This window comes from Pseudarthrobacter sp. NamE5 (genome assembly GCF_005796225.1).
In the GTDB taxonomy this organism is placed as follows: Bacteria; Actinomycetota; Actinomycetes; order Actinomycetales; family Micrococcaceae; genus Arthrobacter.
Window position 1 is genome coordinate 256986 of record NZ_VAHO01000004.1, and the last position, 26258, is coordinate 283243.

The following is a 26258-nucleotide window of genomic DNA, read 5'->3' on the forward strand; positions in this document are numbered from 1 at the left end:
CGCTGCTCCACTAGGCTGGAACCCATGGCTCAAGCTCCCCAGGACCAGATTGCCCCACTGCTCACCCCTGAAGGCTGGGAACTGCTGGCATCCCTGGAGCCGTACCAGGAGGAGAAGTCCTTCGAACTGAATTCTGCGCTGCGCAACGCCGGGCACTCCCCCGAACTGGTCTCCGCCGTCCTGACCCAGTCCAGGCTGCGAACGAGGGCCGCGGCGAAGTTCGGCGAATTCGCCCGCCAGATGCTGTTTACCCAGGCCGGGTTGGAACAGGCCACCCGGCTTACCGTCGCCGCCCGGCATGCCCAGCGGTTCGCTGAAGCCGGGATCCACCACGTGGCAGACCTGGGCTGCGGACTGGCAGCCGACTCGCTGGCGCTGGCGTCCATGGACATCACGGTCACGGCCGTGGAGATGGATGAGACCACCGCCGCGTGCGCCACGGTGAACCTGATCCCCTTCCCGAATGCCACTGTGGTGCACGCCGACGCCACATCCATCCCCTTGGACGGCATCGACGGCGTATGGCTGGATCCGGCCCGCCGCGTCACCTCCACCTCGGGCACCAAGCGCATCTGGGACCCCGAAGCGTTCTCACCGCCGTTGTCCTTCGTCGAGGCTCTTGCCGCCTCCGGCAAGGCGGTGGGCGTCAAAATGGGCCCGGGCATGCCCCACGACTCCGTGCCTGCGGACTGCGAAGCCCAATGGGTGTCCGTAGCCGGGGATGTCACCGAAGTGGCACTGTGGTTCAACGCCGTGCGCCGGCCCGGGATCCGGCGGGCAGCTCTGGTGCTTGGCCCCCAGGGCGCGGCGGAACTGACCAGCGGCGAAGACTTCGGGGCAGGCCCGGCAGCCCCGACAGGACCCGTGGAGGGCTACCTGTACGAGCCGGACGGCGCCGTCATCCGCGCCGGCCTGGTGGCCGACGTCGCGCTGCAGCTGCGCGGGCACCTGGTGGATGAACACATTGCCTACATCTGTGCACCCTCGCTGGTGGATACACCCTTCGCCCGGGCCTACAAAGTGCTGGACGTCATGCCCTATAACGTAAAAGCGCTCAAGACCTGGGTGAAGGAGAACGGCATCGGGGTACTGGACATCAAGAAACGCGGCACCGCGGTCACCCCCGAGGAACTCCGCAAGCAGCTCCTCGGCGGCAGGAACGCCGGCAAGGCCGCCGGCCGGAAGGCCGCGAAAACAGGCACCCTGGTCCTGACCCGCATCGGGGAGGACCGGGTGGCCATCGTGGTGGAGCCGGTGGCCTAGGCCGCGCTACTGTGCGCGCATGAACTCCTCAGCGGCGCGCACCTGCTCCGCGTCGGGCCGCACGCCGGTGTAGAGCACGAACTGCTCCAGAGCCTGGATAGTGGCCACCTCCGCTCCGGTAATCACCGGTTTCCCCGCGGCCCGCGCCGCCCGGATAAGCGGAGTCTCCGCCGGCAGGGCGACCACGTCGAACACCACCCGTGCCGCCTTGATGGCTTCCTCGGGGAACGAGAGGCTTTCGGCCTCAGCTCCCCCTGCCATGCCGATCGGTGTGACGTTGATGACCAGGTCCGCGGTCCCGCCGTCGAGCGCTTTCCGCCACTGGAACCCGTACTGGTCCGCGAGCGCCCGCCCGCCGGCTTCGTTCCTGGCAATGACGGTCACATCGGAGAAGCCGGCATCGCGAAGCGCGGCTACTGTGGCCTTGGCCATCCCGCCTGCCCCCTGGACCAGGACTGAATAGCTGGTGGGCACCTGGTTTGCGGCCAGGAGCTGCTCAATGGCCGTGTAGTCGGTGTTGTACGCCTTCAAGTGCCCGTCCGTGTTCACGATGGTGTTCACCGAGTCGATCGCCTTGGCCGAGGGGTCCATCTCGTCCACCAGCGCGATCACGTCCTCCTTGTACGGCATCGAGATGGCGCAGCCGCGTATTCCCAGCCCGCGCACGCCTGCGATGGCCCGTTCCAGGTTGGTGGGGGCGAAGGCCTTGTAGATCCAGTTGAGGTTCAGCTGCTCGTAGAGGTGGTTGTGGAACCTGGTCCCGTTGTTGCTGGGCCGGGCCGAGAGCGAGATGCAGAGGGTCATGTCTTTATTGAGAATGGGCACCAGACCATTAAACGCGTTCCCGGGCTCAGGGGCAGCCGGTTCCCGCGGGGAAGCTTCCGACGGCGGCGGGCAGTTTCCCCGGTGCCGCCGCCTTTCCGGCCAGGACGGCTGCCAGTGCGTCGAAGGCTCCGTCGCTCCGGCCATAAAGTGCCATCTTGACCGGCGCGGTTGATTCCTGCAGCGGCCAGGGAGCATCAAGCGCGACGGCGATGTCCCCGCCAGCGCCGCGCCCGCCGTAGCCGATCAGGCTGACCACCGGTCCCGAACCCAGGGACAGGCCGGCCCTGGCCGCCGCAGCCTCGAACCGTGCCCTGTCGGCCGGATTGCCCCCGGCCACCTGCACGGCTCCGGGAACCATGGGACCGCCGCACGGACCGGATAGCACGGTGACGGCCGACGCTGAAACGCGCGCTGAGAGGGGTGCGCTGCTGCCTGCCGGCGCACCGGTTTTCGAGGCTGTCCGGGCGTGCCAGACCATCATGGTGGCGACGCGCCGGGCTGCCTCGTCCAGCCGCTCAGGGGGCAGTCCGCCGGTAGCCACCGCATGCACTATCGCTGCGTGCGCCTGGTCAACGTCGGCCGGCATCAGGAGGAGGTCGGCCCCGGCGGCAAGGGCCATCACGGCCGCGGTTCCGCCGGGATACTGTTTGGTCACTGCACCCATGTTCAGGGCGTCGGTCACGGCCACGCCCTTGAAACCCAGAGCCCGCAGCGCGTCATATGTCGGGGCGGAGAGCGACGCCGGGACGCCGGGTTCCAGTGCGGGTACGGCAATGTGCCCGGTCATCACCATGGGCAACCCGGCAGTTGCTGCAGCCTGGAATGGTTTCCAGTCCCGCGCGCTGAGTTCGGCCACGGTAGCTGTTTGGGTGGGGAGGCTGAGGTGTGAATCGACTGTCATCGAGCCGTGCCCCGGGAAGTGCTTGACAGTGGGCAGCACGCCCGCGGTGAGCATTCCCTCCGAGAAGGAGACGCCGAGAGCAGCGGCAGCACCGGGATCGGAGGAGAGGGACCTGGCACCGATGGTGACGTCCTTCGGCCCGCTGGTGACGTCGGTATCCGGTGCGAAATCTACATTGAACCCGAGCGGTACAAGTTCGGCCGCCAGGCCCTGCCCGGCTTCCCTGGCCAGGGGTCCGCTTCCGGCGGCACCGTAGCTCATGGGCGTGGGCCACTCCGTCAGCGGCGGCCCGAGCCTGGCCACCTGGCCGCCTTCCTGGTCCACCGCGATGATCCCGGGCCAGGGCCTTCCGTTGGCGGCTGCTGCCTGTGCCAGCCGCTGGTTAAGGGCGGCCATGCCCTCAACGTCCATCCTGCCGTGTGCATCCAGTGGCACGTTGTCGCCCATGATGATGGACCCGGCCAGGTGCAGCCGCTCAATGGTGGCTGCCTGGGCCTCCACCGCCATGCCCTTGAAGAACGGAAGCAAGACCTGCCCGGCCTTCTCTTCGGAGGTCATGGCCGCCACTGCCGCAGCGGCCGCATCCTGGTCCTGCTGCTGCGGACCCCAGCCCAGGGGCCGGGTACCCGGATCAGGCAGGGGGGACGCGGTGGCGCGCGACGGCGTCGTAAGCGGTGTTGGCGCAGGCGACGCCGAAGCGGAAGGGGACGACGGCGACGGGGCCGGTCCGGGCGCAGCGGTGCAGGAGGCAAGGGCTACTGCGGAGGCTGCCGCAAGGAGGTGGAAGGGTCTGTGAAGACTGTCACGCAGATGTTGGAACAAGGCCATCAATACGATGCTACCCCTGCACTAGACTTGAACCACCCGTTCGCCTGCCGGCAGCAGCCTTGTCAGTGACGGCGTGAGCCAGCGGCAAACAGGACAGTTAGGAAATGCGTGAAGATCGACTTCGCTTCATCCAGGCAGTCAACCCTTGGTGTTGAATGGGAACTCGCACTGGTGGACGGCAGGACAGGCGAGCTCGCCTCCGTAGCCAACGAAGTGCTCCGCGGCGTGGCCTCCCGCCACCCGGAGCTAAACGAAAACGACGAGCATCCGCACATCAAGCAGGAACTGCTGCTGAACACAGTTGAACTGGTGACCGGCATCTGCGGGACAGCCGCCGAAGCCAAGGAGGACCTCAGCCGTTCCCTGGCCGCCGTCCGCGAAGTCACCGACCCCATGGGCGTGGAACTGTTCTGCGCCGGCAGCCACCCCTTCAGCCCGCCGCAGCTGCAGCCGGTCACGGACAAGGCACGCTACGCCAAGCTGATCGACCGCACCCAGTGGTGGGGCCGACAGATGGTCATCTACGGCGTGCACGTCCATGTGGGGCTCGACCGCCGGGACAAGGCGCTTCCCGTCCTGGACGGGCTGGTCAACTACTTCCCGCACTTCCAGGCGCTCTCCGCGTCAAGCCCGTTCTGGGGCGGCGAGGACACCGGCTACGCTTCCCAGCGCGCCCTGATGTTCCAGCAGCTCCCCACCGCAGGCCTGCCCTTCCAGTTCCGTTCCTGGGAGGAATACGAGTCCTACGTCCAGGACATGTTCACCACGGGAGTGATCGACACCCTCTCGGAAATCCGCTGGGACATCCGGCCGGTTCCCAACCTCGGCACCATCGAGATGCGCATCTGCGACGGCCTGGCCACCCTGGAGGAAGTGGGGGCGATTGCGGCCCTCACCCAGTGCCTGGTGGACGAGTTCTCCACCATCCTGGACAACGGCGGAAGCATCCCCACCATGCCGCCGTGGCATGTGCAGGAGAACAAGTGGCGCGCCGCCCGCTACGGCATGGACGCGATCATCATCCTCGACGCCTCCGGCAAGGAGCAGCTGGTCACCGAGCACCTGCTGGAGACCCTGAACCGGCTGGAGCCGGTGGCGAAGAAGCTTGGCTGCCCGGATGAGCTTGCCGACGTCGAGAAAATCATCCGCCGCGGTGCAGGCTACCAGCGCCAGCGCAGGGTGGCCGCCGAGCACGGCGGGGACCTCCAGGCAGTGGTGCTGGACCTGGTCAAGCAGATGCGGAACGGCCCCACCGCCTGATTCTTCTCTTCCCGCCCCGAAACGGGGGCACTTCGGCACTGACATGCCGCCCGCCGCCGTAATTTACGACGGCGGCGCCCCCAAAATGCCCCGAGACGGCTCGCCGGGACAACTGCCGTCAGGCCGGGAGCGACACCGACGTGACCGGCAGGGATGAATCCGGGGCGAAACGGATCCCGCTGGGTTCCACTCCTGCCATCACCAGCTGCGCCCCCAAAGCTGCCACCATGGCGCCGTTGTCCGTGCACAGGTTCAGCGGCGGCACATGCAGCCTGATCCCTGCCGATGCGCAGCGCTGGCTGGTGAGCTCCCGGAGCCGTGAGTTCGCCGCCACGCCCCCGCCCAGCAGCACGTCCTTGATGCCGTGCTCCCGGCACGCCAGCACAGCCTTGGACGAGATGACGTCCACAACCGCCTCCTGGAAGGCGGCAGCGATGTCAGCCACCGGAATGTCCTCGCTGCGGGCTTCGAACTGCTCCACGCACCGGGCCACCGCCGTCTTGAGGCCGCTGAAGGACCAGTCGTACCGGTGCCTGCCGGGCTCTTCGGCGGTGCCCATGTACTTGGGCTGGCTGAGCCCACGGGGGAAACGGATGGACTTCGGGTTGCCGGTCCGGGCCACCTTGTCGATGGCAGGCCCGCCCGGATAGCCGAGGCCCAGGATGCGGGCCACCTTGTCGTAGGCCTCCCCGGCGGCGTCATCGATGGTGGAACCCAGGAGCACCACGTCATCGGTGATGCTGTTGATTTTCAGGATTTCAGTGTGGCCGCCGGATACCAGCAGGGCGCCGAGGTTTTCGGGCAGCCGGGGAGCTGCGCCGTTTTGCCGGCTGCCGCCACCGTTGTCCTGCCCGTCCAGCAACCCCACGCCCACGTGGGCCACCAGGTGGTTGATGGCATACAGGGGCTTGCCGGTGGCCACGGCCAGCGCCTTTGCCGCGCACACCCCCACCATCAGGGCCCCCGCCAGGCCGGGACCGGAGGTGACGGCAATGGCGTCCACCTCGTCCAGGGTCACACTCGCGTCAGTGAGTGCCTGCTCCAGGGTGGGCACGAAGGCATCGAGGTGGGCCCGCGAGGCGATCTCAGGGATCACGCCGCCGAAACGGACGTGCTCGTCCATGGAGGAAGAGACGGTGTTGGTCAGCAGCGTGGTTCCCCGGACGATGCCAACGCCGGTCTCATCGCAGGACGACTCGATGCCCAGCACCAGTGGCTGCGAACGGTTCATGGCTGGCCTGCTTCCTTCGTTGTCCCGGCGTCCGATTGCCCACCCGGCGAGCCGTTTAGCTGCAGGCGCATGATCAGGGCGTCCACGCCGTCGCGGTAATAGCGGGGGCGGATGTGGATCTGCTCGAAGCCGAAGCGCCGGTACAGCTGCTGCGCCCGCGGGTTGTCGGCACGGACCTCCAGCAGGACGTCCGCCGCCCGCCGGCGCCGGGCTTCCTCAATAAGGCTGGTCAGCAGCCAGCTGCCGATGCCGCGGCCCTCATATTCAGGCACGACGGCGATCGTCTGGACGTCCGCGATGGGCTCGATGCACATCAGGCCCGCGTAGCCCACGATGCCGTCGCTGCCCTGGGCCACGAGGTAGCGCCGGGTTTCCGGCTGGGACAGCTCGTCGAAGAACATGTGCAGGGGCCAGGCGTCCACCGGAAAGAGCCGCTGCTCCAGTGCGCTCACGGCAGGCACATCATCAATTGTCATTTCCCGGACGGTGATCCCGGGTGCCTGACGGCCAGGAACGCCGTTCACAAAGCCCTCTTCCGCGGCCCGGGCACCTGCGCGTCGGATTCCCGAAGGTACAGGGGCGTTGAGTCGAGAAGCCCGTTGCCGGCAGCAAGCCGGGCCAGTGCGAACTGCCCCAGGTACAGGGCGTCCGGTTGTTCCTGCGCAAATTCCGGATGGCAGTCCAGGGAATCGGCATAGAGGCCGGCACCGGCACCAAAAGCGGGCAGGTCCGGCAGGTCCGCAGCGAAGCTGACGTGCGGACCGTCCTCCAGGTGCGGAAGCCGGCCGTCTTCAAGGGTGTACCGCGCCCAGTAAACCTCTTTGCGCCGCGCATCGGTGACCACCAGGAACTCCGGCACGGCGGCGGTGGATTCGGCCACTTCCAGGGCGACGGCGTCCAGGCTCACCATCCCATGCAGGGGTTTGCCCCAGACAAACGCAAGCGTCCGGGCGGTAGCGATGCCCGAGCGCAGTCCGGTGAAAGGTCCCGGCCCCACGCCCACCACCAACGCGTCGATATCCTCCCCGGTGATTTCGGCGGAGGCGAGCATCTCCTGGATTCCCGGGGCAAGCACCTCTGCATGGCTGCGGGTGTCCTCGGTGGAGAAGCTGGCCAACACTCCTTCGGGCACGTCATCGGACACCAGGGCTGCGCTGGCAACGGCGGAGGTGTCAACGGCAAGGATCAGCATCAGCGGACCCCTTCCACGGCGGCACCAAGTTCCGGTGCCTCGGGCCAGCGCGGACCATAGCCGCGCATGACGATCGTGCGGGGCTCGTCCGCGTCCTCGGTATCGAAGTCAAGCTCCGCAGAAAGCTTGTGGCCGCCGGGTCCAAAGGCACCCAGCCCAAGGGCACGGTGCAGGTCGATTTCCAACCTGCTCTCGCTGAGGTGTTCCACCCGGTCCTGGCCCCACTCCACGACCGTGACGGAGGAGTCCATGGTGTTTTCAAGGTCAATGTCGTCGATTTCGGCGGCGGATTCCAGCCGGTAAGCGTCCACGTGCACCAGGTCGGGGCCGCCGGGCCGGGGTCCCCCGGGCAGGTTGGGGTGGATGCGGACCAGGACGAACGTGGGGGAAATGATGCCCTCCCGGACTCCCAGCCCCTCTCCGAGCCCCTGGGTGAACGTGGTTTTGCCGGCACCCAGCTCGCCGCTGAGCACCAGCAGGTCCCCGGCCTCCAGCGCCGCCGCCAGGCGGACGGCGAGCGCGTGGGTCTGCTCCGCCGTCGTCGCCGTGAACGTCTTCTCCCAGTTAGGCAGTGCAATGCCGCCGTTGGTGCTCATGCCCCACCCTCCCGGCCGGCCGCGACGCCCCGGTCCTCTTCGTTGATGAAGGAGCGCGGCACCCGCGGGCTGATGCGGGTGACGATCTCGTAGTTGATGGTGCCGGCGGCGTGGGCCCAGTCATCGGCAGTGGGGCCGCCGTCGGCGCCGTCACCGAAAAGCTCCGCCTCGGCACCCAGCAGGCCGGCGCCGCCCGGACCAAGGTCGCCCAGGTCAACGACCATCTGGTCCATGGCAATCCGCCCCACTACCGGGTAGGTCCTGCCGGCAATGCGGACCGGGCCACCGGTGGCGACACGCGGGATCCCGTCTGCGTAGCCCACCGGGATCAGGCCCAGCGTGCTGCGTCCGCTGGTGTGGTACCGGAGGCCGTAGGAAACGCCCTGCCCCTCCGGTACTTCCTTGCACTGCGACACCACCGTCTTCAGCGTCATGGCCGGGCGGAGTCCCAGCTCGGCGGAACTCTGGCCCTGAAAAGGCGACAACCCATAGATTCCCAGGCCTACGCGGACCAGGTCGAAGTGGGTGTCGGGCCGGGACAGCGTGGCGGGAGTGTTGGCCAGGTGCCGGACCTCCGGGTCCACGCCGGCGTCCTCCGCGACGGCCAAGACTTCACGGAAGGTGGCCAGTTGCTGGTCCGTTTCCGGCCGTTCGGGTTCGTCCGCAACAGCAAGGTGGGAGAAGATTCCCACCACCCGCAGCAGGCCCTGGTCCTGGTACTCCATCGCCTCGCCCACCAGGCTGTCCCACCTGTCCAGGGCAGCGCCGTTCCGTCCCAGCCCGGTGTCCACCTTCAAGTGGATCCTGGCGGGACGCTCCTGTTCGCGGGCTGCGGCAACAATGCGGTCCAGCTCCCAGCCGGAGCAACCGATGTCGACGCCGGCGGCCACGGCAGCGCCGAAGTTGCTTTCCGTGGTGTGCAGCCAGGCGAGCAGCGGGGCGTCGATGCCGGCAGCGCGCAGCGCCAGGGCCTCGGAGATATGGGCAACCCCCAACCAGGAGGCCCCTGCCTCCAGTGCTGCCCGGGCCACCGGAACAGCCCCGTGCCCGTATGCATCGGCCTTTACTACCGCCATGACTTTCGCCGGGGAGGCGGCGGCGGCAAGGCGGCGGACGTTGTGCCGGATCGCGTCCAGGTCGATCACCGCCGAGCGTTCAGAACGGGGGCCGTGTCCCGGGACAGCACGTATTTCGCCGGTTGTTGCGGGGTAAGTCACCCTAGTGATTCTAGTGCTGGGGCTTCCGGCCGAATAATCAGGGCGGAACGGCGCAGCACGGCGGTGAGCCCGGTCAGGCGTCGGACAGGTGCGCAATGGTGGCGGAAGCCCTGCGCTGGGCTCCGAGCGGGACGTCCTGGATGATGTCCGCCAGGAAGCCGAAGCGCCGCAGCCACTGGCTCATCTGCCGCTCCGGCCGGGCATTGGCCCGCCGCCACCAGTCGGCAATGTCCCCCCAGCCCGGGGCAGCCAGCGATCCGCCCACCTCCTGGACGGCCAGTGAGGCGCAAAGGTTAGCGAAACGCAGCCTGTCCCCCAGCGGCCAGCCGGCCAGGCTGCCGACGATGAACGCGGCGTCGAAACAGTCCCCGGCCCCGGTGGGATCGAACGCCGTGACTGGAAGCGACGGGACCCACTCCTCCTCCCCCGTTTCGGAGTTCACCGCCATGGCCCCCTGCGCACCCAAGGTTACAACCGCCACCGGGACCCGGTCGGCGAGCGCGTACAGGGCGGTCCACGGATCATCCTTTCCGGTGAACGCCATGGCCTCGCGTTGGTTGGGCAGGAACGCGTGGAAGTACTGCAGGTTGTCCAGCCGCACACGCGCCCATTCACCGCTCGGGTCCCAGCCGACGTCGCCGAACAGTTTGACGCCGGCCTGGTGGGCGGCTTTGGCCCAGGGCTCGATTTCCGTGCCCACTTCCGCGATTCCGGCGAGCGCTGGCGGAGGATCGCCGATGAGCTCTGAGGAGGTGATCGGGGCGGCATGGCCGTGGGTCACCAGCGACCGGTCCTTCTCGACGCAGAGGGAAACAGTCACCGGTGAATGCCAGCCCGGAATCCGCCGGGACAGGGTGAGGTCCACGTGCTCCTGGCGGGACAGGATCTTCCAGTTGAAGTCCCCGTAGCCGTCGTCACCGAAGGCGGCGGCCAGTCCCGTCCGCAGCCCCAGCCGTGCCGCAGCGATGGCTTGGTTGGCAACCCCGCCGGGGCAGCTTCCCATGCCGTCGCTCCAGATTTCGGTGCCCGGTTCCGGTGCGTGGGGCAGGCCGGTAAAGATGATGTCCTGGAAAACGGTACCGGCCAGCAGCAGGTCAAACCCGGGCATTGACGGCGGGCGGACCGCAGCCAGGGGGTCGAACGGGCGGGCTGGGATCGCGTCCATGTCCGCACAATACGCCCTGCCGCCGACATCCGGTAGGGGCTCGAGCGTGCCCGGCCTACACTGCTCTTATGCGGCTTCTGATTGCCGGCGGCGGCGGGTTCCGGGTCCCGCTGATCTACCGGGCGCTGGCCTCCGGCCGCTTCGCCGGCCTGGTCACCGAGCTGGTACTGTACGACGTCGACCCTGCCCGCCTCGACGCCGTCACCGCCGTCCTGAGCAGCATGCCTGAAGGGACGGGCGCCCGCGTTCCCGTCCACGCCACCACTGACCTGACCCGTGCGCTGGCCGGCACGGACATGGTATTTGCAGCCATGCGCCCCGGCGGCACGGCAGGGCGGGTGGCGGATGAAAAAGTGGCGCAGGGCCTGGGCCTGCTGGGACAGGAAACCACCGGAGCCGGCGGCATCTCCTACGCACTGCGGACCATTCCGCACATGCTGCGCCTCGCACGGCTGATGAAGGAGCACTGCCCGGATGCGTGGCTGGTCAATTTCACCAATCCCGCCGGCATGGTCACCGAGGCGCTGCTCCCGGTGCTGGGCAGGAAGGTGACCGGGATCTGCGACTCGGCGGGCGGCCTGGTGCAGCGCGCAGCGCGGGCAGCGGGTATTGGGTTGCGGGAGGGGAGGCTCGACGGCGTGGGCTACTACGGCCTCAACCATCTGGGCTGGCTGTACCGGCTGGAGTCCGCCGGGCGGGACGTGCTGCCGGACCTGCTCGCAAACCCGAAGGCGCTGGACTCGTTCGAGGAGGGCAGGATGTTCCCCCAGCCAGCCCTGGCCCGCCTGGGCGCGCTGCCCAACGAGTACCTGTACTACTACTACGAGCAAGACAAGGCCCGGGAGGCAATGCAGGCCATGGCCCGGACCCGCGGCGAGACCATCCACGTCCAGCAGCAGGAGCTTTATCCGAGGCTGGCCGTTGCCGGCGCCGATGCTTTCCGGCTGTGGGAGGAGGCGCGCCGGTCCCGCGAGGAGGGCTACCTTGCCGAAGCGCGCGCCGGGGGCGGGCAGCGGGATGAGGACGATCTGGCCGGCGGCGGCTACGAACGGGTGGCCCTCGCCGCCATGCAAGCACTGTCCGGAGCCGGCGACACCCAGCTGATCCTGAACACCCGCAACTGCCTGCCGGGTTCAAGTCCGCCCCCGGTGGCTGAAGCAGCCCCTCCACAGGCCGCCATTCCCGGACTGCCTGCGGACGCCGTCGTCGAACTTCCTTGCACGGTGACTGCCCACGGCGCACATCCACTGCCCCAGGAGGTTCCCCCGGAACCCCAGCTGGAGCTGCTCCGCCGGGTAAAGGAAGTGGAGCGCTTGACGGTGCGGGCGGCAACAGAGGGAAACCGGGACGCGGCCCTGGCAGCCTTGGCCCGGCACCCGCTGGTGGGATCCGAAGGGCTGGCCGCCGTGCTGCTGGCGGGCTACGAACAGGAGTTCCCTGCGCTGCGGGACCTGTGGAGCAGGGGCAGGCGTTAAGGGAGGAGTAGTGTTTTATCGGACGCGCACTGAACCGGCGCTGCCAGTACGTGCCGGTGGCCGGAAGGAGGTCCCGTGGCTTTGATCCGCAGGGTCGCTTTGCTCTCCCTCCACACCTCTCCCATGGAGCAACCGGGCTCCGGTGACGCCGGGGGGATGAACGTGTACATTCGGGAACTCGCGTCCGCGCTGGCCGAAGCCGGTGTTGAGGTGGAGATCTTTACCCGGTCCACGTCTGCCAACCAGCCCGCCGTCGAGCATCCCGATCCCGGCGTCTGCGTCCACAATGTCCTGGCCGGGCCGCCGAAGAAGATCCCCAAGGAAGAACTTCCGGGCCTGCTGCACAGCATGGTTGCGGAGATTGAGCAGATCCGGCGCCGGCAGCCGCACGGGCGCTACGACGTGATCCACTCGCACTACTGGGTTTCCGGCATCGCCGGCCTGGAGCTGTCCGGGCTGTGGGGCGTGCCGCTGGTCCACACCATGCACACCATGGCGAAGGTGAAGAACCTGCTGCTCCAGTCAGGTGAACAGCCAGAGCCGCGGCGCCGTGAACTTGGCGAGCACCGCATCGTTGACGGTGCCGCGCGGCTCATCGCCAACACGAGCGCGGAGGCCGCCGAACTGGTGTCGCACTATGGCGCCAGCTATGACCGGATCGACATCGCCCCGCCCGGCGTGGACCTCAGCACCTTCACCCCGGCTTTCCGCGCCAGGTCCCGCAGCGAACGGGGCATCGGCGCCGGGACGTTCCACCTTGTCTTCGCCGGCCGGATTCAGCGGCTGAAGGGGCCCCAGGTACTGGTCAAGGCGGCCGCGCTGCTCCGGCAGCGCCGCCCGGACATCGACCTCCGGCTCACCATCCTGGGCTCGCTGAGCGGCAACAAGGAATTCAACCTCCGACGCCTGGTGACGGAGGCGGGAATGGACGACGTCGTCACGCAGCTTCCGCCGGTCAAGGCACCTGAGCTGGCTGCCTGGTTCCGTGCGGCGGACGTGGTGGTCATGCCTTCCTTCAGCGAATCCTTCGGCCTGGTGGCGCTTGAAGCCCAGGCCTGCGGCACGCCGGTGGTGGCCACGCGTGTGGGCGGGCTGTCCCGCGCAATCTTTCATGGCAGGACCGGGCTGCTGGTGGACGGGCACCATGCCTCCGATTGGGCCGATGCCCTCGAGGCCCTGTACGACGATCCCGTGACCCGCGAGGACATGGGGCGGGCGGCCGCCATCAGGGCACAAAACTCCGGCTGGGCCCGCACTGCGGCCATCACGCTGGAAAGTTACCACGCCGCCGTCGACAACTACGCGGGAAGCCGGCTGGTCCCGGCCGTTCCTGCCTCGTAAGGACCCGTTCGCCGGACTATCCACCGGAACCGCCAAGGAAAGGACAACGATGTCTTCCACCCCCAGTGACCTTGAAATTGCCAGGGCGGCACGAATCCGTCCCATTGGGGACATCGCGGCAGCGGCGGGCATCAACGCGGAAGCGGTGGAGCAGTACGGGCGGTACAAGGCCAAGATCGATCCGGCCCGGCTGCAGGCTCCTGCTCCCGCAGGGAAGGTGGTGCTGGTATCAGCCATGTCCCCCACTCCTGCCGGTGAAGGGAAGTCCACCACCACCGTTGGGCTGGCTGACTCGCTGGCCCGGGCAGGGCACAAGGTGATGATCGCCTTGCGCGAGCCCTCGCTTGGACCTGTCCTGGGCATGAAGGGCGGGGCAACCGGAGGTGGGTACTCCCAGGTGCTCCCGATGGATGAAATCAACCTGCACTTCACTGGCGACTTCCATGCCATCACCGCGGCGAACAACGCACTGATGGCGCTGGTGGACAACCACATCTACCAGGGCAATGAGCTCAACATCGACCCGCGGCGCATGACGTTCAAGCGCGTCCTGGACATGAATGACCGGGCGCTCCGGGAGGTGGTGATCGGCCTGGGCGGACCCACCCAGGGAGTTCCGCGCCAGGACGGTTTCGACATTACGGTGGCGTCCGAGATCATGGCGGTGTTCTGCCTGGCCACGAACCTGGTCGATCTCCGCGAGCGCCTGGGCCGGATCACGTTCGGCTATACCTTTGACCGTACCCCCGTCACCGTTGCTGATCTGGGCGTCCAGGGTGCCCTGACTCTGCTCCTGAAAGAGGCCATCAAACCCAATCTTGTACAGACCATCGCCGGAACCCCGGCCCTGGTGCATGGCGGCCCGTTCGCCAACATTGCGCACGGCTGCAACTCGCTGATCGCCACGCAGACTGCCCGGCGGTTGGTGGACATCGTTGTGACGGAGGCAGGCTTCGGCGCTGACCTTGGTGCCGAGAAGTTTATGGACATCAAGGCACGGACCGGCGGGGTGGCGCCCTCGGCAGTGGTGGTAGTGGCAACGGTACGGGCGCTGAAGATGCAGGGCGGCGTGGCCAAGGAGCAGCTGGCGATCCCGGATGTGGCAGCACTGGAAGCGGGGATCGCCAACCTTCGCCGTCACGTGCGGAATGTGGAAAAGTTCGGCGTTCCGCCCGTGGTGGCCATTAACCGGTTTGCCTCCGATACTCCTGAGGAACTCGATTGGCTGTTGGCGTGGTGCGCGGCGGAAGGGGTCCCGGCTGCGGTGGCCGATGTGTGGGGACGCGGCGGGGGCGGCGACGGCGGGGATGAGCTGGCAGCCCTGGTGGCGCAGGCGGTTTCCGGGCCCAGCAGCTTCCGGCATCTGTACCCGCTGGAGCTTCCGGTGGAGGACAAGATCCGGGTCATTGCCCAGGAGATCTACGGCGCGGACGGTGTTGATTTCTCCGTCCCGGCGCTGAAGCGGCTGGCTGACATTGAGCGGAACGGGTGGTCCCAGCTGCCGGTGTGCATGGCCAAAACCCAGTACTCCTTCAGCGATGACGCCTCCAGGCTTGGAGCCCCGAAGGGCTTCACCATCCATGTGCGGGACCTGCTGCCCAAGACTGGGGCCGGCTTCATAGTGGCGCTTACCGGAGCGGTGATGACAATGCCAGGTCTGCCCGCAGCCCCGGCGGCAATGCGGATGGACGTTGACGAATCCGGTAACCCCGTCGGCCTCACCTAACCGCCGACGCTCTCTCACTTAACGTGGGCTTTTTACAGACGCTTTCTCACCTAACGTGTACTTTCCGCAGACGCTCTTTCACGCCCGGCGAGTCGCAGACGTTGTGCGGCCGCCATGAGCGTTAAAGCCGCGGCGCTCCCCCACCGAAGTGAAAGAGCGCCGCGTGAGAACCCACGTTAAGTGAGAGAGGATCGGTCCAAAAACCCACGTTAAGTGAGAGAGGGTCGCAACGGGTGACCGGACTTAGCGCTTAGCGCTCGATGTCGCCGCGGATGAAGGCTTCCACCTTTTCGCGGGCGAGGTCGTCGTTGAACTGCTCCGGCGGGGACTTCATGAAGTAGCTCGAAGCTGAGAGCAGCGGGCCGCCGATGCCACGGTCCAGGCCGATCTTGGCGGCGCGGATGGCGTCGATGATCACGCCGGCGGAGTTCGGGGAGTCCCAGACCTCCAGCTTGTACTCGAGGGACACGGGGGCGTCGCCGAAGTTGCGGCCTTCGAGGCGGACGAAGGCCCACTTGCGGTCGTCGAGCCACTGAACGTAGTCGGACGGGCCAATGTGGACGTCCTTGGCGGCCAGTTCTGCTTCCACGTTGGAAGTGACGGCCTGGGTTTTGGAGATCTTCTTGGACTCCAGGCGGTCGCGCTCCAGCATGTTCTTGAAGTCCATGTTGCCGCCGACGTTCAGCTGGTAGGTGCGGTCCAGCGTGACGCCGCGGTCTTCGAACAGCTTGGCCATGACACGGTGCGTAATGGTGGCACCGATCTGGCTCTTGATGTCGTCACCAACGATCGGCACACCGGCAGCCGTGAACTTGTCTGCCCATTCCTTGGTGCCGGCGATAAACACGGGCAGGGCGTTGACGAAGGCCACGCCGGCATCGATGGCGCACTGCGCGTAGAATTCGGCAGCTTCCTGGGAACCAACCGGCAGGTAGCAGACCAGGACGTCAACCTTGGCGTCCTTGAGCGCCTGCACCACGTCCACCGGCTCTTCATTGGACTGCTCGATAGTCTCGAGGTAGTACTTGCCGAGCCCGTCAAGGGTGTGGCCGCGCTGGACGGTGACGCCGGTGGGCGGAACGTCGGCGATCTTGATGGTGTTGTTTTCGCTGGCCAAAATCGCGTCGGCCAGGTCAACGCCGACCTTTTTGCCGTCAACGTCAAACGCGGCGACGAACTCAACGTCACCCACGTGGTATTGGCCGAACTCAACGTGCATCAGGCCCGGGATCGTGGCCTTGGGGTCTGCATCCCTGTAGTAGTGGACCCCCTGGACCAGCGAAGCGGCGCAGTTTCCTACGCCGACGATTGCAACACGAATCGGATGTGAAGACACGGAACTCCTTTGAGGACAAACGTCAGCCGGCCGGTTCGGCTTCGAGGGTGGTACGACGACGGCCGGCAGGCTTTGGCGCCGCGCGGCGCCTTTTCATAGTACCCAACAGAGTGGGGGCGGGGCCTGTTCCCTCGTCCCACTCCTTGGAATAGCGGTAAAGAGGCTAGACGGGCTGCTTCCAGAGGTTGATGTCCGATTCCACGGCGAACTCGTCGATAGCGTCCAACTCGTCCTCCCTGAATTCGATGTTGTTGATGGCGGACAGTGAGTCCTCCAACTGGCTGACGCTGGACGCACCGATCAACGCCGAGGTAACAGCTGATCCCTTGTGCTGGTCCCGGAGAACCCAGGCAATGGCCATCTGCGCCAGTGACTGCCCTCGGCCCGACGCGATCGCGTGCAGGCCGCGGATCCGGTCCAGCTTCTCGTCGGTAATTGCGTCCTCGGACAGGAACCTGGCCTTGGCTGCGCGTGAGTCGGCCGGTATCCCGTTGAGGTAGCGGTCGGTGAGCATTCCCTGGGCAAGCGGAGAGAAGGCAATGGAACCGGCGCCCACCTGGTCAAGCGCCTCGTAAAGGTTCGGTGAACCGTTCTCAGTCCAGCGGTTGAGCATGGAGTAGCTGGGCTGGTGGATCAGCAGGGGCGTTCCGAGTTCCTTCAGGATCCGGGCCGCCTCCAGGGTCTGCTCAGGAGTGTAGGAGGAGATGCCGGCGTACAGGGCCTTGCCCGATCGCACCGCGTAGTCCAACGCGCCCATCGTTTCTTCAAGCGGGGTTTCCGGGTCAGGCCGGTGGCTGTAGAAGATGTCCACGTAGTCCAGGCCCATCCGCTGCAGCGACTGGTCCAGGCTGGAAATCAGGTGCTTCCGGGAGCCCCATTCCCCGTATGGGCCGGGCCACATGTAGTAGCCCGCCTTGGTGGAGATCACCAGTTCGTCCCGGTACGGCTTGAAGTCCTCCTTCAGGTGCCGGCCGAAGTTGCTTTCAGCTGACCCGTCCGGAGGTCCGTAGTTGTTGGCGAGGTCGAAGTGGTTAACGCCGAGATCGAAGGCGCGGCGGAGGATGGCCCGCTGTTCGTCAAAGCGTTTGTCATCGCCGAAGTTGTGCCAGAGGCCGAGGGAGATGGCCGGGAGTTTGAGACCGCTGCGGCCGACGCGGCGGTAGGGCATGGTTTCGTAGCGGTTATCCGCTGCGGAATAAGTCATACGTTCCATCCTGCCGGTTGTGACCGGCGCAACAGCACATCGTGGGAGAAGTTACGCCGCGGGCTGACAAGTCCACTCCGCGGCGCAACTTCAATGCCAGGTTCAGGACTTGAGGATCGCCGCGCTCCAAGGCGCCAAGGCAAGCGCTTCGCCGTCAAGGGAAGTACCTTCATCCGTCGACAGCAGGACGGAACCCCGGGCACCCTCCAACCGGACCTTCGCATCCGACAGGTTCAGGAACACCTCAACACTGCCGCGCCGGAAACGCAGCCAGCCGGCGTCGTCGTCGAACGTCACGTCCGTTTCCCCGAAGCCCAGCCCGGCAAGCTCACGGTGCTCCCGGCGCAGCGCCGTGAGGGAGCGGTACAGCTCAAGGAGCCTCGCGTGGTCGCCGCCGGCGGCCTCGTCCCAGTTGAGCTTGGAGCGGGTGAAGGTTTCCGGGTCCTGCGGATCTGGCACGACGGCGGGATCCCACCCCATCCGTTCGAACTCCTTGATGCGCCCTTCCGCGGTGGCCTTGCCCAGTTCCGGTTCCGGATGGGACGTGAAGAACTGCCAGGGCGTGCTGGCCGCGAACTCCTCACCCATGAACAGCATGGGGGTGAACGGCGAGGTAAGGGTGAGCACCGCCGCCATGGCCAGCTGCCCGTAGGACAGCGACTGCGAGAGCCTGTCCCCCGTGGCCCGGTTGCCGATCTGGTCGTGGTTCTGGTTGCACACCACCAGCGCCGCTGGGTGCACCAGCGAAGCGTTGATGGGCCTGCCGTGGTGCCGGCCACGGAAGCTGGAGTAGCTGCCGTCGTGCAGGAAACCGTCCTTCAGGACCTTGGCCAGAACCCGGAGAGACTGGAAATCCTCGTAGTAGCCGGTGGTCTCGCCGCTGACGCTGACGTGCACGGCGTGGTGGAAGTCGTCGCTCCACTGCCCGGCCAGGCCGTAACCGTTGGCGTCCCGCGGGTACAGCAGGCGCGGGTTGTTCAGGTCCGACTCGGCGATCAGGGTCTTGGGCAGGCCGGTTTCGGCCGAGACGGCGTCACCCAGTGCACCGAACTCTTCCAGGATGTGGATTGCCCGCTCGTCGCGCAGCGCGTGCACGGCATCAAGGCGCAGCCCGTCCACATGATAGTCCCGGAGCCAGAGTGCGAGGTTGTCCAGGATGTATTCGCGCACCACGTCCGAGCCCGGGCCGTCCAGGTTGACCGAATCGCCCCAGGTGTTGGCGTCGCCCTGCTTGAGGTACGGGCCGAACTTGGGCAGGTAGTTGCCGCTGGGGCCAAGGTGGTTGTACACCACGTCCTGGATGACGCCGAGGCCGGCGGCATGGGCGGCGTCCACGAACCGCTGGTAGGCGGCAGGTCCGCCGTAGCCTTCATGCACCGCGTACCACTGCACGCCGTCGTAGCCCCAGTTGTGGGTCCCGTTGAAGCCGTTGACCGGCAGCAGCTCAACAAAGTCGACGCCGAGCTCCGCCAGGTAATCCAGCTTTCCGGCCGCGGCATCCAGAGTCCCCTCCGGAGTGAAGGTGCCTACGTGGAGTTCGTAGATGACCGAGCCCTGCAGCTCCCTGCCCTTCCAGCCGCCGTCCTGCCAGGCGTAAACGGCGGGGTCGAAGGTTCTGGAGAGCTCATGGACGCCGGCGGGCAGCCGCCGTGAGCGGGGATCGGGAACGGGGTGGCCGTCGCCGTCGAGCAGGTAGCCGTAGTCCACTTCCCCGTCAGCCGGGGCATCCGGTGCAGTCCACCAGCCCTCCGAGCCGGGGGCGGTTTCCTTCTGCAGCATCGGATACTGCCTGCCATCGGCCAGCAGGATCACCGAACTGGCTTCGGGGGCCCAGACGTCGAAACGCTCGGGGCCATTGTTCACAAGGGTCATGCTTGTTCTCCATCCGCGGGTACGAGCAAAGCCACCGGGTAGGTACCCAGGACGTCGGCCACCGAAACGGTGCCCGCCCCGTAAGCGGCGCCGGTGAGCTCGTCCCGCATGTCAACGGGAAGGTCGACGGCGGTGTCCCGCCAGCCGCCGCCGGCTGCCAGGCCCGCGGGGAGCCTGGTGGCAAGCGTCAGGGCACCAGGAGCACTTTCGTCCCCTCGGTGGAAGGCGAGGAGGTGCCCGGCGGCCGCACCGGATGCAGTCACCGGCGTGTATCCCTGGAACAGTTCCGGCCGGTCACGGCGGAGCCGCAGCGCGCGGGAGGTGATCAGGAGCTTGCTGGTGTCCGTTCCCGACGCAGGCAAGGTGCCGGCGTCGAGCTTTGCCAGCTCCTCCTGAAGCCGCGCGAAGTCCACGGGCCGCCGGTTGTCCGGGTCCGTGAGGGACCGTTCCCAAAACTCGCTGCCCTGGTACACGTCCGGCACTCCGGGCATGGTGAGCTGGACGAGCTTGGCGGAAACCGAGTTGGACGCGGAGCAGGCGTCGATTCGAGCCACGAAGTCCTCCACCACCTTGGCAACCCGTGAATCGTCGAACACTGCATCCACGGCTGCCTTGACCTTCGACTCGAAGGCCTCGTCCGGGTCCGTCCACTTGGTGGAGTTGCCGGCTTCCCGGGCAGCCTTTTCCGCGTACCCCTGGAGCCGTTCCCTGCTGGCCGGCCAGGCGCCGATGATCGCCTGCCACAGCAGGTTCTCGTAGGGTCCGTCCGGAATCGGTGCCAGTTCCCGGAGGGTGTTCAGCGTTTCCGTCCACTCCTGCGGAAGTTCGGCAATGACTGAAATCCGTGCCCGGGCATCTTCGCTGCGCTTGGTGTCGTGCGTGGACATGGTGGTCATGGAGAGCGGCAGTTCCTGCTGCCGCCGGAGCATCCGGTGGTGGAACTCCTCAGGGCCCACGGCGAACTCGGTGGGTTCGGCCCCCACCTCGGTCAGCGTGCCCAACCGGGTGTAGCGGTAGAACGCGGTGTCCTCCACGCCCTTGGCCATCACCATGCCGGAGGTCTGCTGGAAGCGGACGGCGATGGGGTTGGCCGGGTCCAGGAGCAGCGGCAGCAGCGTGCCGACGGCAACTTCCAGGTCCGGCCGGTGCGCGGCGGCGGACTCGCAGGCTTCCTTCAGGATCTCGGCGCCGGTGGGCAGGTAGGTCCGGTATACCGGGAAGGCGGCGATGATCTCCGCGATGGCATCGGCTGCCTGCTCCACCGAAAGCCCGTAGGATTCTGGAACCAGCCGGGCCAGTCTCAGCACCTCGGACCGCAGGATGCCGTCAGCGATCATCCGCTTGGTGCCACGGATCATCTCGGCATAGTCGGCGGGGGCGTCAGAGTCACGGAGCTTGGCGTCCAGCGCGTCAAGGGGCGCCTCGCCTGCGGGGTCGATAAAGACCCTGTCGACGTCGGCCAGTGCGTCATAGCCGGTGGTTCCTTCGCAGGCGAACTCGCTGGGCAGGACTTCGCCGGGCTCAAGGATCTTTTCCACCAGGACGTACGCGCCGCCGCTCAGGTCCTTCAGCCACCGGAGGTAGCCGGCGGGATCGGCAAGGCCATCCGGGTGGTCCACACGGAGCCCGTCCACGAGGCCTTCCTTGAACCAGCGGCCCACCTCTGCATGGGCTTCCTCAAATACTTGGGGAACCTCCACACGGATCCCTGCGAGCGTGGTGACCGCAAAGAAGCGCCGGTAGTTCAGCTCAGCGTCAGCGCGGCGCCAGTCGATCAGCTCGTAGTGCTGGCGGCTGTGCACCTCCTGCGGGGAGTCCCCTTCGGAGTAGGTCCCTTCAGCAAGCGGGAAGCGGTGATCGTAGTAGCGGAGCTCGCCGTCCTTGATCTCAAGCTTGTCCAGGTCGTCCCCGGAGCCAAGCATGGGCAGCCTTATCTTTCCGCCGCCCAGGTCCCAGTCGACGTCGAACGCCTCGGCATAGGGCGAGCCCTTTCCCTCTTTGAGCAGGGACCACCACCACGGGTTCTGCGCGGGGGTGGCCACACCCACGTGGTTGGGAACGATGTCCACCAGGACGCCCATCCCGTGCTCGCGGGCTGCCTTCGACAGGGCCAGCAGGCCTTCGGGGCCGCCCCGTTCCGGATCCATGGAGGCGGGGTCGGTCACGTCATAGCCGTGGTCCGAGCCCTGTTCCGCGGTCAGGATCGGTGACAGGTACACCCAGTCCACGCCGAGGGATTTCAGGTACGTGACCTTTTCGGCAGCGTCAAAAAGGGTGAAGCTGCGGCGGATCTGCAGGCGGTAGGTTGATGCCGGCGCCCTCACTTGCCGGTCGCCTTCCGCTCACCGATTTGCGTGGTCTTCCCGGGCTCGGCCACCACCGGGGTGCTGATGGATTCCGCCTCGCTTGTGGTCGCCTGGGTCAGGGCTGCAAGGGATGCGGCAACCGAGTGATCAGGTTCAACTTCCTCCACGGTGTGGGCCCGCAGGACCACCAGGGACTTGGCCTCCACCGGAAGCGGCTCGCCTGCTGCCACCGGTTTGGTATCAGCGTTCTGTCCGGCGGTGTCGATGATGACGTCCCATGCCGGAGCGTACTCGTCAGACGGCAGCGTGAACTTGACCGTGTCATCGTGTGCGTTGAAGAACAGCAGGAAGTTGACGTCGGTGATCCTGCGGCCGCGGCTGTCCTTGCCCTGGATGCCGTTCCCGTTCAGGAAGACACCCACGGAGCGGCCGAAGCCGCTGTCCCAGGCTTCGGGCTTCATGGTTTCACCGGACGGGTCCAGCCATACGATGTCCGGCAGGCGTTCGCCTTCGCCCCTCAGGACCGGGCGGCCGTCAAAGAACCGGCTGCGGCGGAAGGTGGGGTGCTTGGCGCGGAGCGCGTTGACTGCCGCCGTGAACTCGATCAGCGGCTGGTCGATGCTGTCCCAGTTGATCCAGGTCAGTTCCGAGTCCTGGCAGTACCCGTTGTTGTTGCCCCGCTGGGTGCGGCCCAGCTCGTCACCGTGCAGGAGCATCGGCACGCCCTGGGACAGGAGCAGCGAGGCGATGAAGTTCCGCTGCTGCCGGGCCCGCAATGACAGGACCTCGGGATCGTCTGTGGGCCCCTCGGCGCCGCAGTTCCAGGACCGGTTGTGCGATTCGCCGTCGTTGTTGTCTTCGCCGTTGGCGTCGTTGTGCTTCTCGTTGTACGAGACCAGGTCGGCCAGGGTGAAGCCGTCGTGGGCGGTGACGAAGTTGATCGACGCCACGGGGCGGCGGCCTGAGTGCTCGTACAGGTCCGCCGAACCGGTGATGCGGGAGGCGAATTCACCGAGGGTGGCGGGTTCGCCGCGCCAGAAGTCGCGGACAGTGTCGCGGTACTTGCCGTTCCATTCCGTCCATTGCGGCGGGAAGTTGCCCACCTGGTAGCCGCCGGGTCCCACATCCCATGGTTCGGCGATGAGCTTGACCTGGGAGACCACCGGGTCCTGCTGGATCAGTTCGAAGAAGGTGGACAGCTTGTCCACGTCGTAAAACTCGCGGGCCAGGGTGGAGGCGAGGTCGAAACGGAAGCCGTCCACGTGCATCTCGGTGACCCAGTAGCGCAGCGAGTCCATAATCAGCTGCAGGGAGTGCGGGTGGCGGACGTTCAGGGAGTTGCCGGTGCCCGTGTAGTCCATGTAGTGCTTCTCATCGCCGTCCATGAGCCGGTAGTAGGCGGCGTTGTCGATGCCCTTGAAGGACAGCGTGGGGCCCAGGTGGTTACCTTCGGCGGTGTGGTTGTAGACCACGTCCAGGATGACTTCGATCCCGGCCTGGTGCAGGGAGCGGACCATGGCCTTGAAGTCCTGGACCTGCTGTCCTGTGTCACCGCTGGAGCTGTAGGTGTTCTGGGGTGCGAAGAAACCAATGGTGTTGTAGCCCCAGTAGTTGTTCAGCCCCTTGTCCTGCAGCGTGCCGTCGTTGACGAACTGGTGCACCGGCATCAGCTCGATGGCGGTGACGCCGAGCTTCTGCAGGTGAGCGATGACTGCCGGGTGCGCCACGCCGGCATAAGTCCCGCGCTGTTCCTCCGGGATCTCCGGGTGCAGCTCGGTCAGGCCCTTCACGTGGGCCTCGTAGATCACTGACTGGTGGTACGGAATCCGCAGGTTCTGGTCGCCTTCCCAGTCAAAGTACGGATTGATGACCACGCCCAGCATCATGTGCTTGGCGGAGTCCTCGTTGTTGATCGAGTCGGGCTCGCCCAGGTTGTAGGTGAACAGTGCGGGATCCCAGTCCACCTGGCCGTGGACAGCCTTGGCGTAGGGGTCCAGCAGTAGTTTGTTGGGATTGAAGCGGTTCCCGGTGGCAGGATCGTAGGGCCCGTGGACGCGGTAGCCGTACTTCTGCCCGGGCTGGACCTGCGGAATGTAGCAGTGCCAGACGTAGCCGTCCACTTCGTCCAGGGGGATGCGCGTTTCTTCGCCATCATCGTCGAACAGGCACAGCTCGACTTTTTCTGCTCGTTCGCTGAACAGGGCAAAGTTGGTGCCGGTTCCGTTGTAGGTGGCGCCAAGGGGATAAGCCGATCCAGGCCAGACTTCCATAATGCTCCTCTTTGTAATTGGCAGCAGAAGAGCAGCAGCGCTCCTGATGCCGGTGCGAACTAATGCCTACCGTAACGGCTGACCGTGACTATTACGTATGCGGGCCCCAGAGTTACTAAGCGTGCTTACTTTACCCCACGTTTCGGGTATTAAGGCAGCGATCGCGCCGGCAGCGATCGGTCCCCCCGATTCGGCTTCCGACGCCGCCCTCCCGGCTTTGCCGTGCAGAGCCGCTCCCAGCGCGGCCACCGCTGCCCATCGCTGGTTCCCGTCTGCGCTGGCCTTTTCGAAGGGTCCGACGTCGGAACCCGCCTGGGCGAGCAGTGCCCCGATGACCCCGGCGAGGACGTCGCCACTGCCGGCGGTTGCCAGCCACGGTGTCCCGTCCGCCTGGCTGAACACGGCCCCGGAGGGTGCTGCAACGAGGGTGGAAGCACCCTTGAGCAGCACCGTGGCGCCTGTTAACTCTGCCGCGCGGCGGACCGCGGCCAGGGTTGCGCCCTCCACCGCTCCCCTGTCCTCCGTCCCGCCCAGCCGCTGAAGGAGCGCGGCGAGTTCCCCGGCGTGCGGGGTCAGGACGATGTGCGGAGCCAGAACGTCGGGAAGGGCGGGCAGTGCCCCGGCATCGGCCACCACGGGCAGGCCGGATGTGACTGCATCGCGCGTCCGCTGAAGTTGTTCGTGCTCTTCCGGTCCCATTCCGGAGCCCACCAGCCACGCCTGGACCCGATTGTCCGCGACCGAGCCGGTACTGCACACCACTTCGGGGCATGACTGCCGGACCACGTCCGCCACCTCGGGCGGGCCGAGGTAGCGCACCATTCCCACACCGGCGGCAAGGGCACCGCGGCAGGCCAGGACGGCGGCGCCGGGATAGGCGGCAGACCCTGCCACCACTCCCAGCACCCCGCGCGAATACTTGTGCGACCGCCTGGCAGGTCGGGGCAGCAGCAGAGCAAGGTCCTGGACCTCGAGCCGGCGCAGGGACGGTTCCGGCAGGTGTTGCTCGATGCCGATGGGCACGACCTGCACACTGCCCGCGTAGTCGGCGCCGGGATCGGCCAGCAGGCCCGTTTTGGCGCCGCCGAAGGTGACGGTGAGGTGGGCAGGCAGGACGGGCCCGGAAACGTCCCCTGTATCGGCATCCACGCCACTGGGCAGGTCGCAGGCCACCACGGATGTCTGTCCTCCGGCAGCGGGCAGGAGTTCGGTCAAGGTGGCGACCAGGGTGGCGGCAGGGCCCCGGAGGCCGCCTTTCGCGCCCGTGCCCAGGATTGCATCAATGACGACGTCGGCACGCGCGGCTTCCGCGGCCAGCTCGCCGGGAGCTGCGTCAGCCAGTCGGTGGACCCTGCCGCCGGCAGCCTCAAAAGCAGCCAGTGCCTTGGGATGGGCGTCGTCCCCGGTGAGCACCGCCGTCGTACGCGTTCCCCTGGCGGCGAGGAAAGCGGCGGCGTAAAGCCCGTCTCCCCCGTTGTTGCCCTTTCCCGCGAGCACTGCGACTTTGGCGCCGTAGAGGCGGAGGCCGCGGGACTTGAGCTCATTGATCACGGCGTTGGCCAGCCCGTAGGCAGCACGCTGCATGAGGACGTCGCCCAGGCCCGTGGCAAGGAGCGGCTCCTCGGCTTGCCTGATCTGTGTCCCGGTGTAGGCGCTGATCATGGTGCGAAGCGGCAGACTGCCGGATCAGCCCTCGGCCAGGACCGTGGCGGTGGCGATTCCGCCGTCGTGGCTCATGGACAGGTGCCAGCGCTTGACGCCCTTGGCCTCGGCGACTGCGAGCACGGTGCCTTTGACCTGAATGGTGGGGCCGTTCTGGTCGAGACCGATCCAGCAGTCCTGCCAGTTCATGCCGGCCGGCGCACCGAGGACCTTGGCAACAGCTTCCTTGGCAGCGAAGCGGGCGGCGAGGGAACGGGTGTTCAGTTCCCGCTCCGCAGGGACGAAAAGCCGGTCCCGGAGCCCTGGTGTGCGCTCAAGCTGGCGGCCGAACCGCTCGATGTCCACTACGTCTACGCCAATGCCAACAATCATGGCACTACTCTACGGTGACGCCCTGACACTCCAGCGCATTGCCGTGCTGCACAGATGCGTCACTTTGACGCCTCAAAGCCGGGCGCGCCCGGGTTTTCAAGGCCTCGTTGAGCAGCCGGGGCGGCAAAAGTTACGCAAACAGCTCCCGGGCAAAGGAAAACCCCGGGCCAACAAGCCCGGGGTTTCACCTGATAAACATGATTCCCTTATTCGACC

General features: G+C 66.7%; 20 protein-coding genes. 5 read left to right on the plus strand and 15 right to left on the minus strand.

The features are described from left to right. The first annotated feature begins 24 nt into the window (after positions 1-24). Positions 25-1263, plus strand: a complete 1239-nt coding sequence (locus FDW84_RS07780) for a THUMP-like domain-containing protein (protein ID WP_138608174.1) — start codon at positions 25-27, stop codon at positions 1261-1263. 6 nt (positions 1264-1269) lie between these two features. Here FDW84_RS07780 and FDW84_RS07785 read toward each other — a convergent pair whose 3' ends face one another. Further along, a complete protein-coding gene (locus tag FDW84_RS07785) occupies positions 1270-2088 on the minus strand; it encodes a shikimate 5-dehydrogenase (RefSeq protein ID WP_256371717.1) in 819 nt (272 codons plus the stop codon). Between the two features lie 25 nt (positions 2089-2113). Beyond that, the gene (locus FDW84_RS07790) at positions 2114-3547 is read right to left on the minus strand and encodes a glycoside hydrolase family 3 N-terminal domain-containing protein (RefSeq protein WP_138608176.1); all 1434 of its coding nucleotides are present in this window, start codon (positions 3545-3547) and stop codon (positions 2114-2116) included. Positions 3548-3925: 378 nt separating this feature from the next. Between FDW84_RS07790 and FDW84_RS07800 the strand changes: the two genes are divergently transcribed. Continuing rightward, the gene (locus tag FDW84_RS07800) at positions 3926-5077 is read left to right on the plus strand and encodes a glutamate--cysteine ligase (RefSeq protein ID WP_138608179.1); all 1152 of its coding nucleotides are present in this window, start codon (positions 3926-3928) and stop codon (positions 5075-5077) included. A gap of 118 nt (positions 5078-5195) precedes the next feature. Here the strand turns inward: FDW84_RS07800 and tsaD are convergent, their stop codons facing one another. The 6 genes from tsaD to FDW84_RS07830 form a co-directional block, all read right to left on the minus strand. Continuing rightward, complete coding sequence (gene tsaD, locus FDW84_RS07805; protein ID WP_138608181.1) at positions 5196-6308, minus strand: tRNA (adenosine(37)-N6)-threonylcarbamoyltransferase complex transferase subunit TsaD; 1113 nt, start codon at positions 6306-6308, stop codon at positions 5196-5198. Then, the gene (gene rimI, locus FDW84_RS07810) at positions 6305-6784 is read right to left on the minus strand and encodes a ribosomal protein S18-alanine N-acetyltransferase (RefSeq protein WP_138608261.1); all 480 of its coding nucleotides are present in this window, start codon (positions 6782-6784) and stop codon (positions 6305-6307) included. Before rimI ends, tsaD begins: the two co-directional genes overlap by 4 nt. Positions 6785-6828: 44 nt before the next feature. After that, positions 6829-7500 (minus strand): tRNA (adenosine(37)-N6)-threonylcarbamoyltransferase complex dimerization subunit type 1 TsaB, encoded by a 672-nt coding sequence (tsaB, locus tag FDW84_RS07815; protein WP_138608183.1) that lies wholly within the window; start codon positions 7498-7500, stop codon positions 6829-6831. Further along, positions 7500-8096 (minus strand): tRNA (adenosine(37)-N6)-threonylcarbamoyltransferase complex ATPase subunit type 1 TsaE, encoded by a 597-nt coding sequence (tsaE, locus tag FDW84_RS07820; RefSeq protein ID WP_240721427.1) that lies wholly within the window; start codon positions 8094-8096, stop codon positions 7500-7502. The genes tsaB and tsaE overlap by 1 nt, the downstream gene beginning before the upstream one ends. Next, positions 8093-9313, minus strand: a complete 1221-nt coding sequence (alr, locus tag FDW84_RS07825) for an alanine racemase (protein WP_138608185.1) — start codon at positions 9311-9313, stop codon at positions 8093-8095. Before alr ends, tsaE begins: the two co-directional genes overlap by 4 nt. A 73-nt stretch (positions 9314-9386) precedes the next feature. Continuing rightward, the gene (locus FDW84_RS07830) at positions 9387-10478 is read right to left on the minus strand and encodes a carbohydrate kinase family protein (RefSeq protein WP_138608187.1); all 1092 of its coding nucleotides are present in this window, start codon (positions 10476-10478) and stop codon (positions 9387-9389) included. A gap of 68 nt (positions 10479-10546) precedes the next feature. Here FDW84_RS07830 and FDW84_RS07835 point away from each other — a divergent pair, with 68 nt between their 5' ends. The 3 genes from FDW84_RS07835 to FDW84_RS07845 all read left to right on the plus strand — a co-directional run bounded on the left by FDW84_RS07835 (position 10547) and on the right by FDW84_RS07845 (position 15020). Beyond that, positions 10547-11953 (plus strand): family 4 glycosyl hydrolase, encoded by a 1407-nt coding sequence (locus FDW84_RS07835; RefSeq protein WP_138608189.1) that lies wholly within the window; start codon positions 10547-10549, stop codon positions 11951-11953. 75 nt (positions 11954-12028) lie between these two features. Further along, a complete protein-coding gene (gene mshA, locus FDW84_RS07840; protein ID WP_138608190.1) occupies positions 12029-13294 on the plus strand; it encodes a D-inositol-3-phosphate glycosyltransferase in 1266 nt (421 codons plus the stop codon). Positions 13295-13343: 49 nt separating this feature from the next. Further along, the gene (locus FDW84_RS07845) at positions 13344-15020 is read left to right on the plus strand and encodes a formate--tetrahydrofolate ligase (RefSeq protein WP_138608192.1); all 1677 of its coding nucleotides are present in this window, start codon (positions 13344-13346) and stop codon (positions 15018-15020) included. Between the two features lie 250 nt (positions 15021-15270). On the opposite strand, the gene FDW84_RS07850 is transcribed toward FDW84_RS07845, so the two are convergent. The 7 genes from FDW84_RS07850 to FDW84_RS07880 form a co-directional block, all read right to left on the minus strand. Further along, positions 15271-16356 (minus strand): inositol-3-phosphate synthase, encoded by a 1086-nt coding sequence (locus tag FDW84_RS07850; RefSeq protein WP_138608194.1) that lies wholly within the window; start codon positions 16354-16356, stop codon positions 15271-15273. Between the two features lie 163 nt (positions 16357-16519). Continuing rightward, the gene (gene mgrA, locus FDW84_RS07855) at positions 16520-17560 is read right to left on the minus strand and encodes an L-glyceraldehyde 3-phosphate reductase (RefSeq protein WP_138608196.1); all 1041 of its coding nucleotides are present in this window, start codon (positions 17558-17560) and stop codon (positions 16520-16522) included. Between the two features lie 102 nt (positions 17561-17662). Continuing rightward, on the minus strand, positions 17663-19432 hold the full coding sequence (treZ, locus tag FDW84_RS07860; RefSeq protein ID WP_138608199.1) for a malto-oligosyltrehalose trehalohydrolase: 1770 nt from the start codon (positions 19430-19432) through the stop codon (positions 17663-17665). Continuing rightward, entirely contained in the window at positions 19429-21756 is a 2328-nt protein-coding gene (gene treY / locus FDW84_RS07865; protein WP_138608201.1) for a malto-oligosyltrehalose synthase, read from the minus strand. The genes treZ and treY overlap by 4 nt, the downstream gene beginning before the upstream one ends. Continuing rightward, positions 21753-24008 (minus strand): glycogen debranching protein GlgX, encoded by a 2256-nt coding sequence (gene glgX, locus FDW84_RS07870; RefSeq protein ID WP_138608203.1) that lies wholly within the window; start codon positions 24006-24008, stop codon positions 21753-21755. Before glgX ends, treY begins: the two co-directional genes overlap by 4 nt. 66 nt (positions 24009-24074) lie before the next feature. Then, entirely contained in the window at positions 24075-25670 is a 1596-nt protein-coding gene (locus tag FDW84_RS07875; RefSeq protein ID WP_138608205.1) for an NAD(P)H-hydrate epimerase, read from the minus strand. 24 nt (positions 25671-25694) lie between these two features. Continuing rightward, positions 25695-26042: a holo-ACP synthase gene (locus FDW84_RS07880; protein ID WP_018776647.1), complete on the minus strand. Its 348-nt coding sequence runs from the start codon at positions 26040-26042 to the stop codon at positions 25695-25697. Positions 26043-26258 lie beyond the last annotated feature (216 nt).

Coding starts and splice junctions, on each gene's coding strand:
- FDW84_RS07780 (WP_138608174.1), top strand. CDS start 25: ATGGCTCAAGCTCCCCAGGACCAGATTGCCCCACTGCTCACCCCTGAA.
- FDW84_RS07790 (WP_138608176.1), bottom strand. CDS start 3,547: ATGACCTCCGAAGAGAAGGCCGGGCAGGTCTTGCTTCCGTTCTTCAAG.
- tsaD (WP_138608181.1), bottom strand. CDS start 6,308: ATGAACCGTTCGCAGCCACTGGTGCTGGGCATCGAGTCGTCCTGCGAT.
- rimI (WP_138608261.1), bottom strand. CDS start 6,784: ATGACAATTGATGATGTGCCTGCCGTGAGCGCACTGGAGCAGCGGCTC.
- tsaB (WP_138608183.1), bottom strand. CDS start 7,500: ATGCTGATCCTTGCCGTTGACACCTCCGCCGTTGCCAGCGCAGCCCTG.
- tsaE (WP_240721427.1), bottom strand. CDS start 8,096: ATGAGCACCAACGGCGGCATTGCACTGCCTAACTGGGAGAAGACGTTC.
- FDW84_RS07830 (WP_138608187.1), bottom strand. CDS start 10,478: ATGGACGCGATCCCAGCCCGCCCGTTCGACCCCCTGGCTGCGGTCCGC.
- FDW84_RS07835 (WP_138608189.1), top strand. CDS start 10,547: ATGCGGCTTCTGATTGCCGGCGGCGGCGGGTTCCGGGTCCCGCTGATC.
- FDW84_RS07845 (WP_138608192.1), top strand. CDS start 13,344: ATGTCTTCCACCCCCAGTGACCTTGAAATTGCCAGGGCGGCACGAATC.
- mgrA (WP_138608196.1), bottom strand. CDS start 17,560: ATGACTTATTCCGCAGCGGATAACCGCTACGAAACCATGCCCTACCGC.
- treZ (WP_138608199.1), bottom strand. CDS start 19,432: ATGACCCTTGTGAACAATGGCCCCGAGCGTTTCGACGTCTGGGCCCCC.
- glgX (WP_138608203.1), bottom strand. CDS start 24,008: ATGGAAGTCTGGCCTGGATCGGCTTATCCCCTTGGCGCCACCTACAAC.
- FDW84_RS07875 (WP_138608205.1), bottom strand. CDS start 25,670: ATGATCAGCGCCTACACCGGGACACAGATCAGGCAAGCCGAGGAGCCG.
- FDW84_RS07880 (WP_018776647.1), bottom strand. CDS start 26,042: ATGATTGTTGGCATTGGCGTAGACGTAGTGGACATCGAGCGGTTCGGC.